We start from the raw sequence: 16,456 nt of genomic DNA on the forward strand, positions 1-16,456 counted from the left end.
TCCCCCCAGCGCCTTCCGACGGCCTGTCAGACGGGCTCCCAGCCGTCCTTGTCGCCGGCGCGGAAGATGGCGTCGATGACCTTCTGGTTGAGGACCGATTCCTCCAGCGTGAAGACACGGTCCTTGCCGCCCTGGGCCGCGCGTACGAAGGCCTCGCATTCCAGCCGGTACTGCTGGGTGCCCGGGAAGCGGAACACCTGCGCTTCCGTGTGGTTCTGATTGTGCAATTCGATGCGGTGGTGGTCGTAGAGCCCGGCATTGAACGGGCCAAAGACCTCGATGAAACCCTTCTCGCCGTGGAACACCATCACCTGCCGCGCCGCCATCTGCGTCGACAGGTAGAAGGACAGTTCGAAGTCGCCGAAATCGGCGCGGATCGAGGAATAGATGTCGGTGCCGAAGGTCTTGTCGCGCTCGATGGTGGCTTGCACGCGGACCGGTTCCTTGCCGGTCGAGAAGCGCGTCGACACGGTCGGATAGACGCCGATGTCGGGCAGCGCGCCGCCGCCAAGATCCAGCTGGTTGCGCATGTTGGTGGGATCGACATTGTAATAGGAAAACGCGCCCTGCACGTGGCGCAGCCGGCCGATCGCGCCGCTGGCGATCAGGTCGCGCACCTTGATCCACTGCGGGTGGTAGACGACCATGAAGGCCTCGCAGACCAGCACCTTCTTCTCGTCGCGCAGCTTGATCAGCTGCGGGATGTCCTTGGCGTCGAGCGCAAGAGGCTTCTCGACCAGCACATGTTTTCCCGCCTCGATTGCCTTTGCCGTCCATTCGACATGCTGCGAGGTCGGCAGCGGGATATAGACGCCATCGACCTCCTTGGAAGCGAGCAGTTCCTCATAGGAGCCGAAGGCATGCGGCGCGCCGAAACGCTCGCCCAGTGCCTTGGCCTTCGACAGGTCGCGGCTGGCGATCGCCGACAGCACGCCATTCTCCGAATCTACGATCGCCGGCAAAAGCTGCTCGCGGCCGATCTTGGCCGTCGACAGAACACCCCATCGGAACATCATGCTTCTCCATGTCGGTTACGTCGATGGAGGTGTGCCCCAATTCCGGAGAAAAGCCAATCGCAGACGCGGGCCACAAAGCGCCTTCGTCATTCTCGGGCTTGACCCGAGGATCCATTCCCGTGACCTTGACGTAAAGTGCAGGGATGCAGAGATCTGTAACCGTTGCAACGCCTTAGCGTCACGCCATGGATCCTAGGGTCTGCGCGCGTCGCTTCGCTCCTTGCTCCGCCCTAGGATGACGAACCCGAGGATGCGCCACCAGAGCTAACCCCTTCTCCCCGTCAGGGTCATGTCGAAGTCGACGACGTTGGAATAGATCGGCGTGCCGACATCCATGCCGTAGCGCGATCTGAGCACCTTGCCGGTGACATGGAACTTGATGGTTCCTGACTTCAGCCCATCGAGCTCGGCCGTGAACTTTTCCGAAAACGTCTTGCCGCGCGCCGTCAGCCGGCCGGTGACCACGGCGGTGGTCTCGCCGGTGCGGGTCACGTTTGTCGAGCGGAATTGGATCTCCGGATTGTTGGCGCTGTCGAAGACGGCGTCGGAACGCAGGAAAGCATCGATGCGGCCCTGGCCGGTGCCGACGCTTTCCGGAAAGATGGTGAGGTTGACCTTCGAGCGCCCGACATCGGCATTGTCGATGCGGATCGTGCCCTTGAAGCGGCCGAAGGCGCCGCCGAAGCCGCCACCGCCGGCCTTGCCGATGGTGAAGCGGATCGAGGAGCCCGCGGGGCTGATCGTGTAGCTGCCGGCGGCGTCACTGAGCGCCACCGCGGCGCAAACCGGCGCGGCAAGGCAAGCGGCAAAGGCCGCCAATCCGAGGATGCGCGCATGCATCGACATCTTTCCTATCCTGAACCAGCGCATTGCTGTCTCCCCGCCACCAACGAACGGGCGGCCCGCTCTATTCCCGGGCTGACGAAGGCGTGATTATGCGCGTGAGCACGCTGTCGCGCAGCAGGAAATGGTGGCGCATCGCAGCAAGGATATGCAACGCGACCAGCGCGATGCCGGCATAGGCAAGATACCAATGCGCGGCCGACCAGAAGCTTTCCGCGGCGTCGGATTCGGCGAGCGGCAGGTCGGGCATGACGAACTGGTTGAAGGGCATCGTCGGGATTTCCAGCGTCGAGACCGAGACCAGCGCCCAGCCGGAGAGCGGCAGGGCAACCTGGAAGGCGTAAAGCGCCAAATGCGCCAGCGGCGCTGCCTTGCGCTCCAATGTTCCCACCGAAGGCGGGAGTGCTGGCGCCGCATTGCCGACACGCCAGGCGATGCGCAGGATGACCAGCCCAAGCAGCAGGAAGCCGACGGACTTATGCAGCTGGATCAGCTCGAAAGACGTCCGCTGGCTGTCGATGCGCATCATCACGAAGCCGAGCACGAACTGGCCGATGAAGATGAGGCCGATCAGCCAGTGAAGGATGATCATCGCCCAGCCATAGCGGGTGGCGGTGTTGGTGATGGACGATTGCATGGTCGAAAAACGTCGCTGAAATCACCTTTCTTCCAGCCCTCCCCACAAGCGGAACGGAGGAGCCCTACCCGCTCACCTTGAAGAAATCGACGAAGGCCCGCAACGCCGGCCGCATCTGGCGGCGGCTTGGGTAGTAGACGAAGAAGCCGTCGAAAGCGGGGCACCAGTCCTCCAGCACGCGGATCAGCCGGCCATCGGCGAGCGGCGCCTTCACATAGTCCTCGAAGACGAAGGCGAGCCCGGCGCCGTCGATCGCGGCCTGGGCGATCAGATGGTCCTCGTCGAGGATCAGCGGCCCTGGCGCGGCGATCTCGATTTCCTCGCCGTCCTTCTCGAACTCCCAGCGGTAGAGGATGCCGCTGGAGAAGCGGAAGCGGATGCAGCGGTGATCGGCGAGATCGCGCGGATGACGCGGTTTGGGCATGGTCGCGAAGTAGGAGGGCGCGCCGACCAACGCGCCGCGGATGTTCGGCCCGATGCGCGCCGCGATCATGTCGCGCTGCAGGCTTTCGCCCAGCCTGACGCCGGCGTCGAACCCACCCTCCACCACATCCGTGAAGCGGTCCTCGATCACGATCTCCAGCATGATCTCGGGATAGGCGGCGGTGAAGGCAGCGAGCCGCGGCGTCAGCACCAGATGCGCGGCGGTGCGCGGCACGCTAAGCCTGAGATTGCCAGCCGGCCGGTCGCGCGTCTCGACCGCCGTTTCCAGCGCCAGGTCGATCTCGGACAGTGCCGGCCGCAGGCGCTCCAACAGCCGCGCGCCTTCCTCGGTCGGGGCGACACTGCGCGTGCTGCGCGCCAGAAGCCGCACGCCGAGCCGCGCCTCCAGGCTCGCCACCGCATGGCTGACCGCCGACGGCGCGATGCCGAGCTCGCGGGCCGCGCCGCGGAAGCTGGCGCATTGCGCGACCGCGGCGAGAACGGCCAGCTGGGAAAGGTTCGTCCGGTTCATTGATCTATCTTATAGAGCGAGCTGTGCGAAAGAGACATGATTATCGAACGGATGCCTAGGCGCTATTTCATCTCCATCGCAACAAGGAGATGCGCCATGCAAACCCGCAAATTAGGAACTGAACTCGAAGTCTTCCCCGTCGGCCTCGGCTGCATGGGCATGAGCTTTGTCTATGGCGGACAGCCGGAGGCGGAAGCCATCGCTACGCTGCGCCGCGCCATCGAGATCGGTGTCACCTTCTTCGATACCGCCGAAGTCTATGGCCCTTACGAGAACGAGATCCTGCTCGGCAAGGCGCTGAAGCCGGTACGCGAGAAGGTCACCATCGCCACCAAATTCGGCTTCAAGATATCCGAGCACGGTTCGGGCATCGACCGCATGATCGGCGTCGACAGCCGCCCTGAGCACGTCAAGGCGGTGGCGGAGGCCTCGCTGAAGCGGCTCGATACCGACGTCATCGACCTCTACTACCAGCATCGCGTTGACCCGAACGTGCCGATCGAGGACACGGTCGGCGCCATGGCCGAACTGGTGCGCGAGGGCAAGGTGCGGGCGCTCGGCCTGTCGGAAGTGAGCGGCGCCACGCTGCGCCGGGCGCATGCCGTGCACCCGATCGCCGCCGTGCAGAGCGAGTATTCGCTGTGGAGCCGCGATCCCGAGGACGAGGTCTTTGCCGTTTGCCGCGAGCTCGGCATCGGCTTTGTCCCCTACAGTCCGCTCGGCCGCGGCCTGCTCACCGGCACCATCGCCAAGCGCGATACGCTCGGCGCCGGCGACTGGCGCCTCGGCCTGCCGCGCTTCCAGGCCGAAGCCATGGAAGCCAACAATGCCGTCATTGCCGTGCTGGAAAAGTTGGCGATGGAAAAGGGCGTGACAGCGGCACAACTGGCGCTCGCTTGGTTGCTGCACCAGGGCGATTTCATCGTGCCGATCCCCGGCGCGCGCAAGATCCGCCATTTGGAGCAGAACACGGCAGCGGCCGGGATCAAGCTGAGCGCCGCCGAGGTCGCGGCCATCGGCGACGCGCTGTCGCCCGACAAGGTCGTCGGTAAGCGCTATACCGAAGAGCTGCTGGCGCTGGTGAATGGTTAGACATTTCAGCTTGCTTTGAGACGCTGGCGGGACAGCGCCCCCCTCTGTCCGGCAGGACAGAGGGGGGCGCCTCGCGCTGACCTACCAAGGCAGCACGCTGATCTCCGGCCAGTTCTCTCGCGCCCTCCTCCCCTTCGCCTCATGCGTCCGCTGGTTGTCCAGCGCCCGGTTCGGCGTGATACGGAACGAAAAAATGTCGTCGAGCCCGAACGGCGCCACCAGCTCCAACGCCTCGTCTGCGTCGAACCGCACCCCGACCGCATGCGTCTTCGAGGCGAAATAGCCGACCGATTCACTCGCGCTCGTGTAGCGCGGGCATGCCTGCCCGAATTTGGCCGGATACCACAGGTGCACGCGTGCCTGATTTCGCACCTCCACCGGCAGCGTCAGTCCTTCGAAATGCTGCGCCGCCCGGCGGATCACCGCGTCCTCGGCCTCGTAGGAGAGATCGGTGCCGTCGAAATAGAACAGATCGACATCCTTGATGCCGTAGCCTGAGGGCCTGCCGGTGAGATGGTTCCAGATGCTGTTGTAGAGCGCGCCGGAAACCACCAGCCAGTCCGGCAACGCCAGTTCACGCACTCGCGCCAGCGTTTTGGCCAGCAGCGGGTCCGCCGCCACGATTTCGAGGAACGCCGCGCGTTGCTCCTCGAAAGGCAGGCCGGAATAGCGGAGATGGTGCATCGCCCAATGGAGGGCGATTCGCCACCTTCCGGCAATCCTTTAGGCTCTCAGCACGCCGCCCGTCTGCTTGTTGACGTTCTCGACGATGCGCTTGGCCAGCGCCTCGAAATCCTCGTCGGTCAGCGTCTTTTCGACCGGCTGGATCGAGACTTCGATGGCGATCGACTTCTTGGCGGCGCCGAGCGCAGCGCCCTCGAAGACGTCGAACACCGAAACGCCGGTGACGAGCTTCTTGTCGGCGGCCAAAGCTGCCCGCACCAGCGTGCCGGCCTCGACCGTCCGGTCGACGACGAAAGCAAAATCGCGCTTCACCGCCTGGAAGGGTGAAAGCTCCAGCTTCGGCTTGGTGCGCGTCGGCTTGGCCTTCGGCTCCGGCACGGCATCGACAAAGACCTCGAAGCCGCAGAGCGGCCCGGAGGCGTCGAGCACTTCGAGCGTCTTTGGATGGAACTCGCCGAAAGTGCCGAGCACGGTCTTCGGCCCGAGCTTGATCGTGCCTGAGCGTCCGGGATGGTACCAGGCCGGGCCGCCGGGCTCGATCTGCAGCCTGTCGACCGGCGCGCCGCAGGCTTCGAGCGCCGCGATCGCATCGGCCTTGGCGTCGAACACCCCGACCGGCCCGGCATTGCCGGCCCAGCTGCGGCCCGAGCCGTCGAGCTTGGCGGTGCCCCGCCGCACGCCGGCGGCGACGCGCCGCTGCTGATCGGCCAAGTCGCCTTCATAGGTGCCGGAGACCTCGAACAGCGCCACGTCGCCGATGCCCCGATCGGCATTGCGCTGGGCGGCGCTGATCAGCCCGGGCAGCAGCGACGGCCGCATGTCGGACATGTCGGCGGCGATCGGGTTGGCGAGCTTCAGCCGGTTCTGGCCGCCGCCGAACAGCTCGGCGTGTTTCGCCGGAATGAACGACCAGGTGACCGCCTCCATCATGCCGCGCACGGCGAGCGCGCGCTTGGCGGCCCGGGTGCGCACCTGCAGCATGGTCAGGATCCTGCCGTTGACCGCGTCATGCGAGGTGAGCGGCTGCGGCGCTATGTTGTCGACGCCGTGGATGCGCATCACTTCCTCGACGAGATCGGCCTTGCCGTCGACATCCGGACGCCAGGAGGGGACCTTCACCTCGACGGCGTCACCTGAGCTGCGCGGCTCGAAGCCGAGACGGGTCAGTATAGTGAGCGCTTCTTCTCTCGGCACCTCGATGCCGGTCAGCCGCTTCACTTCCGACAGCGGGAAGGGAATGATCTTCGGCTTGTGGCCGGCATAGCCCGCCACCTCGATTTCGGTCGGCGTACCGCCGCACAATTCCAGCACCAGCTTGGTCGCGAGCTCGACGCCGGGCACCATGAACTCAGGGTCGACGCCGCGCTCGAAGCGGTAGCGCGCATCGCTGATGATGCCGAGCGTGCGACCGGTGCGGGCCGTCGTGATCGGGTCCCAGAGCGCCGATTCGATCAGCACGTCGGTGGTGTTCTCGTCGCAGCCCGAATGCTCGCCGCCCATGATGCCGGCAATCGATTCGATGCCGTTGTCGTCGGCGATCACGCACATCTCGGGCGTCAGCGAGTATTCGCGTCCGTCGAGCGCCAGCACGTTTTCACCGTCCCTGGCGCGGCGCACCACAAGGTTGCCGGTGACCTTCTTCGCGTCGAACACATGCAGCGGCCGGCCGCGGTCGAAGGTGACGTAGTTGGTGATGTCGACCAGCGCGCTGATCGGCCGAAGCCCGATGGCGATCAGCCGCTGCTGCAGCCATTTCGGCGACGGGCCGTTCTTCACGCCCTTCACCAGCGTCAGCGCGAAGCCGGGGCAGAGTTCCGGTGCCTCGATCTTGACCTTGACCGGGCACATGCCGTCGCCGGCATGCGGCATGATCGCGCCGCCGGTCAGCCGGCCGAGGCCGCTCGCCGCGAGATCGCGGGCGATGCCGTAGACGCTGGTGGCATCGGGGCGGTTCGGCGTCAGGTTGATCTCGATCACCGGATCGTCGAGATGGGCGTAGGCGGCGAAGCTGGTGCCGACCGGTGCGTCTTCGGGCAGGTCGATGATGCCGGTATGCTCGTCCGAAAGCTGCAGCTCGCGTTCGGAGCACATCATGCCATGGCTCTCGACGCCGCGGATCTTGCCGACCGAAAGCGTGACGTCGATGCCGGGAATATAGGTGCCGGGCGCAGCAAAAGCGCCGACCAGGCCGGCGCGGGCGTTGGGCGCCCCGCACACCACCTGCACCGGCGGCTTGCCGTCGCCGGTATCGACCGTAAGCACCCGCAGCCGGTCGGCGTCGGGATGCTGCACGGCAGTCAGCACCTTGGCTATGACAAAGGGTTTTAGGCCCGCCTTGTCGTCGACATGTTCGACTTCGAGGCCGATCGCCGTCAGCCGCTCGACGATTTCGGCAAGCGAAGCGTCGGTCTCGAGATGGTCCTTGAGCCAGGAGAGGGTGAATTTCATGACTGTGTTCCGTAGGAAGGGCTTTGCGCGTCAGGTCTAGCCACGCTCGTCTTGAGGTGCCGCGGCAGTGAATCGGGCATATGCAGGAAGGGCAGCTGCTCGCGCACATGCGCATGCAGCGTCGGCCTGAAATAGGCAGGCATGTCCATGGCGCCGAGCGTGAAGTAAATATGGCCGGCGAGCCGCTCGTCGCTATAGGCGATCGGCGAGCCGCAAATGCCGCAGAACGAGCGCGCCACCGGGCCGTTCCGGTAGCTCTTCAGCGACTTGCCTTCGAGCGCGATCTGGTCGGCCGCGAAGCCGATAAAGGCCGACACCGGCGCGCCGCTGGCGCGCCGGCAATCGCCGCAATGGCAATAGCTGATGTGGTGCGGCTCGGCCGGGGCCTCGAACCGCACCGCACCGCAGCGGCAGCCCCCGGTGTGGGGAGCAGTCATGTGGAAAGGCCCCCGAACAGCGTCGGCATGTCGAGCGGCCGGAAGCCGTAATGCGTGAGCCAGCGCACGTCGGCGTCGAAGAAGGCGCGCAGGTCCGGCATGCCGTATTTCAGCATGGCGATGCGATCGATGCCCATGCCCCAGGCAAAGCCCTGGTATTCGTCGGGATCGAGCCCGCCGTAACGCAGCACGTTGGGATGCACCATGCCGCAGCCCAGGATTTCCATCCAGTCGGAGCCTTCGCCGAAGCGCACTTCGCCCGGCCGCGAGCGGTCGCACTGGATGTCGACCTCGAGGCTGGGCTCGGTGAACGGAAAGAAGGACGGCCGGAAGCGCATCTTGACGCTCGGCACTTCGAAGAAGGCCTTGCAGAATTCCTCCAGCACCCACTTCATGTTGGCGATGTTGGCGGTCTTGTCGATCACCAGCCCCTCGACCTGATGGAACATCGGCGAGTGCGTGGCGTCCGAATCCTGCCGGTAGGTCTTGCCGGGAATGACGATGCGGATCGGCGGCTTCTGCTGCTCCATTGTGCGGATCTGCACGGGCGAGGTGTGCGTGCGCAAAAGCTTGCGCTCGCCCTTCTCGTCCGGCTGGAAGAAGAAGGTGTCGTGCATCTCGCGCGCCGGATGCCCCTCGGGAAAATTGAGCGCGGTGAAATTGTAATAGTCGGTCTCGATGTCCGGACCTTCGGCGATCGCGAAGCCGAGATCGCCGAAGATCGCTGCGATCTCGTCGATCACCTGGCTGATCGGATGAATGCGGCCGCGCTCGGCCGGCGACTGGCGCACCGGCAGCGTGACGTCGACCGTTTCGGCGGCGAGCCGCGCCGCGATCGCCACGTCCTTCAGCTCCGACTTGCGCGCCGTCAGCGCCTCGGTGACGCGGTTCTTCAGCCCATTGATCGCCGGGCCCTTGACCTGCCGCTCCTCGGCGCTCATCGCGCCGAGCGTTTTCAGCATCTCGGAGACCGAGCCCTTCTTGCCCAGCGCCGAGACGCGCACAGCCTCGATCGCCTGCTCGTCGGCCGCGGCCGCGATGTCGGCCATCAAAGAAGCTTCAAGGGTTTCAAGATTTCCAGCGGTGGCGTTCACGGCGAAACTCTCTCGATCGGGCAACCACCGGGGTCCGGTGCGTCACCAATTTGGTTGCATCAGGCATAAGAAAAACCCGCGCCAGCCGTGCCAGCGCGGGTTCCCCAAATCAGAATAGCGAATGCTTGGGAAGCGCTGGCTTAGGCGACAGCGCTCTCAAAAGCATTCGGCGTGGTGTTCTTCAGATATTCGAGCGCCACCTTGGCCTTGGCCACAAGGGCTGCGAAAGCCTGCGGCTCGTGGATGGCCATGTCCGAAAGAACCTTGCGGTCGATCTCGATGCCGGCCTTGTTGAGGCCGTCGATGAAGCGGCCATAGGTCAGGCCGTGCTCGTGCACCGCTGCATTGATGCGCTGGATCCACAGCGCGCGGAACGAGCGCTTGCGGTTCTTGCGGTCGCGATAGGCGTACTGCAGCGACTTTTCCACCGCCTGCTTGGCGATGCGGATGGTGTTCTTGCGACGGCCGTAGAAGCCCTTGGCGGCTTTCAGGACCTTCTTGTGCTTGGCGTGGGCGGTGACGCCTCTCTTTACGCGTGCCATGTCATGATCTCCTTAAAACGCTGTTCCGGACCGAATGCTTAAAGGCCGTTCGGCAGAAAATTCTTGATGACCTTCTTGCCGTCCGGTTCAGCCAGAACCATCGTGCCGCGGGCATCGCGAATGAACTTGTTGGAACGTTTGATCATGCCGTGGCGCTTGCCGGCGGCAGCCGACAGCACCTTGCCGGTGGCGGTAATCTTGAACCGCTTCTTGGCGGCCGATTTGGTCTTCATCTTGGGCATTTTGCTACTCCGTAATGTGGCGCACCATCGCGCTTCTTTTCTCGCTTCGGGCCGACCAGAGCCCGAAAAGCAAATGAAACCGCCACGGCATGCCCTGCCGGGCGGTTTTTGTTTTTGCTCTGCGTATCGTGCTTTCCGTAAATCAGAGATGATTTCCGGCCCGATACGCAGAACGGCGGTCCTATAGATCAAACAGGGCTCGTGCGCAACACCTCACGCCCTGCGGCGCGCTGTCCCGTTCAGGGCAGCGTGAACCACACCGGCAGCACCCCCGACTGCTGCGCGCCGTCGATCAGTTCGAAGGCCGGCAGCGCCACCAGGAATACCAGCCCGTCGAGCAGCGTGTTCAACAGCAGGCGCGGCTTGAAGCTGCCGGTGTCGCCTTCCTGGTAGAGCGAAAGCTTTGGAAAGAAGCGCGGCACGCGCGCCAGATAGGCTTTGTAGGGAGCGCCGAGGACTTCCTTGAGATAGCGCTCCTCGCGCAGGATGACGATGTGGAACGCGCCGGCGCAAAGGACCGCGAAGAGGATGATGCCGGAAAACGAGCCGATCTGCGCGCCAACGCCGGCTGCGGCCACGGTCGAGAACAGATAGAGCGGGTTGCGGGTGATCGAATAGGGCCCGCCGGTGACCACTTCGGAGGATTTGCGGCCGCCGATGTAGAGCGTCGACCACAAGCGCCCGACGATGCCCAGGAAGATCAGGAGCACGCCGAACATCTCGATCGTCTCGTGCACGGGCGTCTCGGGAGGGAACGTCGACTGGCCGAACAGGAGTGCCGCAAACAGCACCACGATGAGCACCGCCAGCACGATGCGGCGCATATACTGGTAGCCGCCCAACCCTTCTATCTGGTTGTCGGTCGGGATCTTTGTTTCATCGACCATGGCCAATCCGATCGTCGTGTTTTGCTCGCGATCGGGAAAACCCGATCGTCGATTTGGTCGCGATCGGGAAAATCCGATCGTCGATTTGCTCGCGATCGGGAAAATCCGATCGTCGATTTGCTCGCGATCGAGGAGCTCGATCCATCGAGAAGCCGGCGATCGGATAGAAAAACAGGCGCCCCGCCGATCGTCGGGTCGCCCTCCGCGGCAATTCAGGCGGATTTTGGAGCACCAAGCAGCGCCGGCCGGTCAATTCTCCTTCGCGAAACCGTGATCGGCGCGACAGTTTGCGGCGATCGCGCCGGAATGGCTCCAGGACGGAAAGAAACGTGAGGCGCACCGTCAGCGGGGCGCCAGCACCATCATCATCTGTCGGCCTTCGAGCTTCGGCTCGGCCTCGACCTTGGCGATCGGCGCGACTTCCTCGCGCACCTTGTTCAGGAGCTGCATGCCGAGTTCCATATGCGCCATTTCGCGGCCGCGGAAACGCAGCGTCAGCTTGACCTTGTCGCCGTCCTCGAAGAAGCGCCGCACGGCCTTCATCTTGGTCTCGTAGTCATGGCTGTCGATGTTCGGGCGCATCTTGATCTCCTTGATCTCGATGACCTTCTGGTTCTTGCGCGCCTCGGCCGCCTTCTTCTGGTTGGCGTATTTCAGCTTGCCGAGATCGAGGATCTTGACGACAGGCGGCTGCGCATTGGGCGATATCTCGACGAGATCCAGCCCGGCCTCTTCGGCCAGCAGCAGAGCGTCGTTGATGGAAACTTCGCCACGGTTGTGGCCTTCTGCGTCGATGAGCTGGACCCGGGGCACCCGGATGTCTCGATTGGAGCGCGGACCGTCCTTGGTCGGGGCCGCTGCTTTGAAAGGTCTGCGAATGGTCGTGGTCTCCTCGGCCGTTTCGTTCAGGGTTTCTTTGAGTTCAATCGCTTGGACGCGCCTATGTGGTGAGCGCGCGGCCGGAGTCAATAGCACAGCCTCGCCAGGAAATCACCTCAAAGCTTGCCATTGCCTGCACCAAGCAAAGAAAAGGTGCGAGCACTTTTCCGCGAACCGCCGGATGTGCCAAAAGACCGGCCGGAAGGACGAGGTCATGGACGCCAGCGCACCAGTTTTCATCGACGTGAACGGAACGCAGATCGCTGTCAGGCAGGGGCCGGGCTCAGCGCCGGGCATCGTCTGGCTGGGCGGCTACAAGTCCGACATGCTGGGCACCAAGGCCGAGGCGCTGTCGGCCTGGGCGAGCCGCGAAGGCCGCGCCTATCTGCGCCACGACTATTCCGGCCACGGCGAATCGGGCGGCGAATTCGCCGAGGGCACGATCTCGAAATGGCTGGCCGAGAGCCTCGCCGTCTTTCGCCGCTTCAGCAAGGGCAAGCAGATCCTGGTCGGCTCCTCAATGGGGGCGTGGATTGCGCTGCGCATGGTGCAGGAATTGCGCAAGGCCGGCGACGACCGCATCGCCGGCCTGGTGCTGCTTGCGCCGGCGCCCGACTTTACCGTCGAGCTGATCGAGCCGGTGCTGACCAGGGCGCAGAAGCGCGACCTTTCGAAAAAGGGATTTTTCGAGGAACCGTCCGACTATTCCGCCGAGCCCTATATCTACACGCGCGCGCTGATCGAGGACGGCCGCGCGAACCGGGTGATGACCAGGCCGATCGACACTCATTGCCCGGTGCATATCCTGCAGGGTCTCGCCGATCCCGACGTGCCTTCCGGCCATGCGCTGAAGCTCGCCGCACTGCTGCCGGCCGATGACGTCACGCTGTCGCTTATCCCCGACGGCGATCATCGCCTCTCCCGCCCGGAGGATCTCGACATGCTCAACCGCGCCGTCGGCGACCTGGTCCAGCGGGTTTCATGAGCATGCGCATTTCAATCCCGATATCCGCCTTCGTTGCGGCCATCGTCGGCTTTGGCGGCACTTTGGCCATCGTCATTGCCGCCGCCAAGGCGATCGGCGCCACTCAGATCGAGACCGCGAGCGGGGTGACGGCGATCTGCCTGGCCATGGCCCTAGAATGCCTGTGGCTGTCCTGGCGCACGAAAATGCCGGTCATCACCGCCTGGTCGACCCCGGGCCTGGCGCTGATCGCGGCCTCCAGCGGCTTCACCATGGCGCAAGCCGTCGGCGCTTTCATCGTCACCGGCATCCTCTTGATCGCCACCGGCCTGTTCAAGCCGCTGACCCGGCTGATCGCGCAGATTCCGGCCTCGGTGGCGTCCGGCATGCTGGCCGGCATCCTGGTCGGCTTCGCCATCAGTGCGGTCAAGGCCATTCCCGCCGATCCGTGGCTGATCCTGCCGCTGATCGCCGCCTTCTTCGTCATCCGGCTGTTCAACCCGGCGGTTTCGGTCCTTGTCGTGCTGATCGGCGGCGGCCTTGCCGCCTTCCTCACCGGCCGCGTCGGCGGCCTGCCGGCGCCGGAATTGTCGACACTGACGCTGATCGCTCCGCAGTTCACCGTTTCGGCGATCATTGGCCTGGCCTTGCCGCTCTACCTCGTCACCATGGCCTCGCAGAACCTCTCCGGTCTCGCGGTGCTGAAAGCCGCCGGCTACCACCCGGAACCTGGCCCGCTGATCGGCGTCACCGGGCTGTTCTCGCTGCTCTCGGCGCCGTTCGGCGCCTCGACGACCAATCTGGCGGCGATCTCCGCGGCGATCTGCACCGGCCCGGATGTCCATCCGGATCCCGCCGAGCGCTGGAAGACGGGGCCGTTCTATGCGCTCGCCTATCTGGTCTTCGCCATCTTCGGCGCTTCGCTGGTGGCGATCTTCGCCGTCCTGCCGCAGAGCCTGATCGTGCTGGTCGCCGGCCTGGCGCTGATGGCGCCTTTAGCCAACGCGCTCTCGATCGCGCTCCATGATGCGGGCGAGCGCATGCCGGCCACGCTCACCTTTGCGGTGACGGCCTCAGGGCTCACCTTGTTCGGCGTCGGCGCGGCTTTTTGGGGGCTGGTCGCCGGAATGGCAGTGCTTTTCCTCGAGAAACTCAAAAAGCGATAATCATTTCAGGCCTTTCGCCGGTTTTGGCCGGACTTGCCTTGAATCGCCGATTTCGCCTTCCCATTTCGATTCCACGCAGCCGGTTTGGCTGTCTCCAACGGAAGGATTGGGAGAAAATGAACACAAGTGCATTGATCCGTCCGGCCTGGACGCCGGCGACCATCGCGCTGATGGTGATCGGCTTCATGGTGTTCTGGCCGCTGGGCTTCGCCATGCTTGCCTACATCATCTGGGGCGACCGGCTCGAAGGCTTCAAGCGCGATGTCAACCGCGCCACCGACGGCATCTTCGCCGGCTGCCGCCGTGGCTCGGAAAAGGCGGCCCGCTGGGGCCATGGCTCGTCCCGCACCGGCAACGTCGCTTTCGACGACTGGCGCGAGAAGGAACTTGAGCGCCTCGCCGAGGAGCGCCGCAAGCTCGACGAGATGCTGAACGAGTTCGACGAGTATGCCCGCGAGCTGCGCCGTGCCAAGGACCAGGAAGAGTTCGACCGCTTCATGGCCGAGCGTAACAAGCGGACCGCGCCAACCACGACGAGTGGTCCAACCGGAGCGACGGGGCCGAAGCGCGGCAAGGGGTCGAACCTCCTTGACGACTGAGCCTCAATCATAAGACTCGGCCGACATGCGGCGTCGCGCGAGCGGCGCCGTTTCTTTTTTGTTCTCCATGTAGCCTCACTCTACTGGTCGTTTTTCTCGAATCGCGTATCGTCCGGCCATGACCCTCGGCTTCTTTCGCAATCTGACCAAGCCAGAACCCAAGCCCGTCGTGGAGCGCGAGCATTGCGTCGCCGGCCGCACCCTGCCGCTCAAAATCGTCGAGAGCGCGAGGGCCCGGCGGTTGACGCTGCGTATCGATTCCGGCGGCCAGGGGCTGCGCATAACGGTGCCGCCCGGCTTGCGCCGCGGCGAGGTGGAGAAGTTCCTCGACCGCCATCAGGACTGGCTGGAGCAGCGCCTGGCCAAGGTGCCGATGCGCCCGCAGGTGCGGCCCGGCATCAAGATCCCGATCCGCGGCGTGCCGCACCGCATCGTCCATGAGCCGGCCAAACGCGGCACGGTCACCATCGCGCGCGACGAGCGCGGCCCGCTGCTCATCATCCATGGCGAGCGTGTCCACCTGCCGCGCCGCATCGCCGATTATCTGAAACGCGAGGCCAAGCGCGAGATCGAGAAGCTGGTGATCAAGCATACCGAGGCGATCGGCAAGCGCGCCAAGGCGATCCGCTACAAGGATACCTCCAGCCGCTGGGGGTCATGCACCTCGGAGGGCAATCTGTCCTTCTCGTGGCGCATTATGATGGCGCCGCCACCGGTCATCAATTACCTGGTGGCGCATGAGGTCGCGCATCTGAAAGAGATGAACCACGGACCGAAATTCTGGAAGCTGTGCGAAAAGCTCTGCCCCGACACCGATCGCTGCAAGGACTGGCTGAAGCGCAACGGCGGCGCGCTGCAGGCGATCGTGTTTGAGTAGGCGTCGCCCTGGCACCCGTATAGCTGGCGGCCCACCGCAGCCGCTCAATCGTCATTCGCCGCGTTGAGTTCCTCCGGCCGCAGCCCTTCCTCACTCGCATGCGGCCACGGCAGAAAATTCCGGTCGAACGCGTCGCTGCCGAAATAGTCGAGCGCCCGGTGCGCCTCGGCGCCGTTGAAAGCGGACTTGTCCATCAGATGCGCGATCACCTCGCGCGCCTGCGCGATCTTCTGCCTGAGTTCGGCGACGGTCTTGTCGGTCATGATCTTCCTGCTCCCGCCTGTGTCCCTACTCGAAAGGTAGCGCTTTCCGTCGGCCCGGCAACGGCATGCTTTTTCTCGACTCTTGCGGCTTTTCGTGCCAATCCCGCGCCATGACGCTCGACATCAAGATCTGCGGATTGAAGACCGACGCCGCGATGGCCGCCGCGCTCGCCGGCGGGGCCAGCCATGTCGGCTTCATCTTCTTTGCCAAAAGCCCGCGCTTCGTCCATTCGGCCGAGGCCGGCCGTCTGCGCCAGGCGGCCATCGGAAAGGCCAAGGCGGTTGCCGTCACCGTCGATGCGGATGATGACTTTCTCGACGATATTGTCGCGAGGATGCAGCCGGATATGCTGCAACTGCATGGCTCCGAAACGTCCCAGCGTGTGGCGGAACTCAAGGCTCGCCATGGCCTGCCGGTGATGAAAGTGCTGTCGGTCAGCGAAGCCGCGGATCTCGAGCGAATAAAGCCGTATGTCGGCGTTGCCGACCGCGTCATGTTCGACGCCAAGCCGCCCCAGGGATCGCAATTGCCGGGCGGCAACGGCGTCGCCTTCGACTGGCGCATCCTTGCTGGCCTTGACGCCGGCCTCGATTACATGCTTTCCGGAGGGCTCAACGCCGCCAATGTCGGCGATGCCCTCAGACTGGCCAATCCGCCCGGGATAGACATCTCCTCCGGCGTGGAGAGCGCTCCGGGCGTCAAGGATCCGGCGCTGATCGAGCAGTTTTTCCGGGCCGTCAGGGCCGCGCGCGACGACCGCGCCGCCTGAGGAAGTTTTCAAACCCGAGCATGTCCCGGAAAAGTGGGAACCGGTTTTCCGATAAGGACGT

At 64.4% G+C, this 16,456-nt stretch carries 19 protein-coding genes; 6 read left to right on the plus strand and 13 right to left on the minus strand.

Annotated features, from left to right (window positions below):
• Positions 1 to 26 precede the first annotated feature (26 nt).
• From EOA79_RS03620 to EOA79_RS03635, 4 genes are all read right to left on the minus strand, one after another.
• Positions 27 to 1,013 (minus strand): Gfo/Idh/MocA family oxidoreductase, encoded by a 987-nt coding sequence (locus EOA79_RS03620; RefSeq protein WP_067324656.1) that lies wholly within the window; start codon positions 1,011 to 1,013, stop codon positions 27 to 29.
• A 267-nt stretch (positions 1,014 to 1,280) separates the two neighbouring features.
• Positions 1,281 to 1,856: a YceI family protein gene (locus tag EOA79_RS03625; RefSeq protein ID WP_067003284.1), complete on the minus strand. Its 576-nt coding sequence runs from the start codon at positions 1,854 to 1,856 to the stop codon at positions 1,281 to 1,283.
• A 67-nt stretch (positions 1,857 to 1,923) separates the two neighbouring features.
• A complete protein-coding gene (locus tag EOA79_RS03630; protein ID WP_095825498.1) occupies positions 1,924 to 2,496 on the minus strand; it encodes a cytochrome b in 573 nt (190 codons plus the stop codon).
• A 64-nt stretch (positions 2,497 to 2,560) separates the two neighbouring features.
• Complete coding sequence (locus EOA79_RS03635; RefSeq protein WP_067323833.1) at positions 2,561 to 3,451, minus strand: LysR family transcriptional regulator; 891 nt, start codon at positions 3,449 to 3,451, stop codon at positions 2,561 to 2,563.
• A gap of 96 nt (positions 3,452 to 3,547) precedes the next feature.
• Here EOA79_RS03635 and EOA79_RS03640 point away from each other — a divergent pair, with 96 nt between their 5' ends.
• Positions 3,548 to 4,543 carry an aldo/keto reductase gene (locus EOA79_RS03640; RefSeq protein ID WP_095825579.1) on the plus strand — a complete coding sequence of 332 codons (996 nt, stop codon included), beginning with the start codon at positions 3,548 to 3,550 and terminating at the stop codon, positions 4,541 to 4,543.
• Between the two features lie 81 nt (positions 4,544 to 4,624).
• Here the strand turns inward: EOA79_RS03640 and EOA79_RS03645 are convergent, their stop codons facing one another.
• From EOA79_RS03645 to infC, 8 genes are all read right to left on the minus strand, one after another.
• A complete protein-coding gene (locus EOA79_RS03645; protein WP_127335871.1) occupies positions 4,625 to 5,227 on the minus strand; it encodes a nucleotidyltransferase family protein in 603 nt (200 codons plus the stop codon).
• Positions 5,228 to 5,266: 39 nt separating this feature from the next.
• Entirely contained in the window at positions 5,267 to 7,675 is a 2,409-nt protein-coding gene (pheT, locus tag EOA79_RS03650) for a phenylalanine--tRNA ligase subunit beta (RefSeq protein ID WP_095825499.1), read from the minus strand.
• A complete protein-coding gene (locus EOA79_RS03655) occupies positions 7,672 to 8,112 on the minus strand; it encodes a GFA family protein (RefSeq protein WP_095825500.1) in 441 nt (146 codons plus the stop codon). The genes pheT and EOA79_RS03655 overlap by 4 nt, the downstream gene beginning before the upstream one ends.
• The gene (pheS, locus tag EOA79_RS03660) at positions 8,109 to 9,161 is read right to left on the minus strand and encodes a phenylalanine--tRNA ligase subunit alpha (RefSeq protein WP_245322440.1); all 1,053 of its coding nucleotides are present in this window, start codon (positions 9,159 to 9,161) and stop codon (positions 8,109 to 8,111) included. Before pheS ends, EOA79_RS03655 begins: the two co-directional genes overlap by 4 nt.
• Before the next feature lie 185 nt (positions 9,162 to 9,346).
• Positions 9,347 to 9,748: a 50S ribosomal protein L20 gene (gene rplT, locus EOA79_RS03665; protein WP_040968947.1), complete on the minus strand. Its 402-nt coding sequence runs from the start codon at positions 9,746 to 9,748 to the stop codon at positions 9,347 to 9,349.
• A gap of 38 nt (positions 9,749 to 9,786) precedes the next feature.
• Positions 9,787 to 9,990 carry a 50S ribosomal protein L35 gene (rpmI, locus tag EOA79_RS03670; RefSeq protein ID WP_027166935.1) on the minus strand — a complete coding sequence of 68 codons (204 nt, stop codon included), beginning with the start codon at positions 9,988 to 9,990 and terminating at the stop codon, positions 9,787 to 9,789.
• 239 nt (positions 9,991 to 10,229) lie between these two features.
• Positions 10,230 to 10,877 carry an isoprenylcysteine carboxylmethyltransferase family protein gene (locus EOA79_RS03675; protein WP_067324658.1) on the minus strand — a complete coding sequence of 216 codons (648 nt, stop codon included), beginning with the start codon at positions 10,875 to 10,877 and terminating at the stop codon, positions 10,230 to 10,232.
• A gap of 342 nt (positions 10,878 to 11,219) precedes the next feature.
• Positions 11,220 to 11,756: a translation initiation factor IF-3 gene (infC, locus tag EOA79_RS03680; protein WP_067003282.1), complete on the minus strand. Its 537-nt coding sequence runs from the start codon at positions 11,754 to 11,756 to the stop codon at positions 11,220 to 11,222.
• Between the two features lie 214 nt (positions 11,757 to 11,970).
• On the opposite strand from infC, the gene EOA79_RS03685 reads away from it, so the two are divergent.
• The 4 genes from EOA79_RS03685 (at position 11,971) to EOA79_RS03700 (ending at position 15,362) form a co-directional block, all read left to right on the plus strand.
• Positions 11,971 to 12,741 (plus strand): alpha/beta hydrolase, encoded by a 771-nt coding sequence (locus EOA79_RS03685; RefSeq protein ID WP_095825580.1) that lies wholly within the window; start codon positions 11,971 to 11,973, stop codon positions 12,739 to 12,741.
• A gap of 2 nt (positions 12,742 to 12,743) precedes the next feature.
• Positions 12,744 to 13,886: a benzoate/H(+) symporter BenE family transporter gene (locus tag EOA79_RS03690; protein ID WP_095776870.1), complete on the plus strand. Its 1,143-nt coding sequence runs from the start codon at positions 12,744 to 12,746 to the stop codon at positions 13,884 to 13,886.
• A gap of 116 nt (positions 13,887 to 14,002) precedes the next feature.
• A complete protein-coding gene (locus EOA79_RS03695; protein WP_067002952.1) occupies positions 14,003 to 14,485 on the plus strand; it encodes a DUF2852 domain-containing protein in 483 nt (160 codons plus the stop codon).
• Between the two features lie 118 nt (positions 14,486 to 14,603).
• On the plus strand, positions 14,604 to 15,362 hold the full coding sequence (locus tag EOA79_RS03700; RefSeq protein ID WP_095825501.1) for a M48 family metallopeptidase: 759 nt from the start codon (positions 14,604 to 14,606) through the stop codon (positions 15,360 to 15,362).
• Positions 15,363 to 15,406: 44 nt separating this feature from the next.
• On the opposite strand, the gene EOA79_RS03705 is transcribed toward EOA79_RS03700, so the two are convergent.
• Positions 15,407 to 15,625 (minus strand): hypothetical protein, encoded by a 219-nt coding sequence (locus EOA79_RS03705; RefSeq protein ID WP_067002948.1) that lies wholly within the window; start codon positions 15,623 to 15,625, stop codon positions 15,407 to 15,409.
• A 110-nt stretch (positions 15,626 to 15,735) separates the two neighbouring features.
• Between EOA79_RS03705 and EOA79_RS03710 the strand changes: the two genes are divergently transcribed.
• Positions 15,736 to 16,395, plus strand: coding sequence for a phosphoribosylanthranilate isomerase (locus tag EOA79_RS03710; protein WP_095825502.1), 660 nt, complete (start codon positions 15,736 to 15,738; stop codon positions 16,393 to 16,395).
• Positions 16,396 to 16,456: the final 61 nt, after the last annotated feature.

This window comes from Mesorhizobium sp. M1A.F.Ca.IN.020.03.2.1, from assembly GCF_004023205.1.
In the GTDB taxonomy this organism is placed as follows: Bacteria; Pseudomonadota; Alphaproteobacteria; order Rhizobiales; family Rhizobiaceae; genus Mesorhizobium.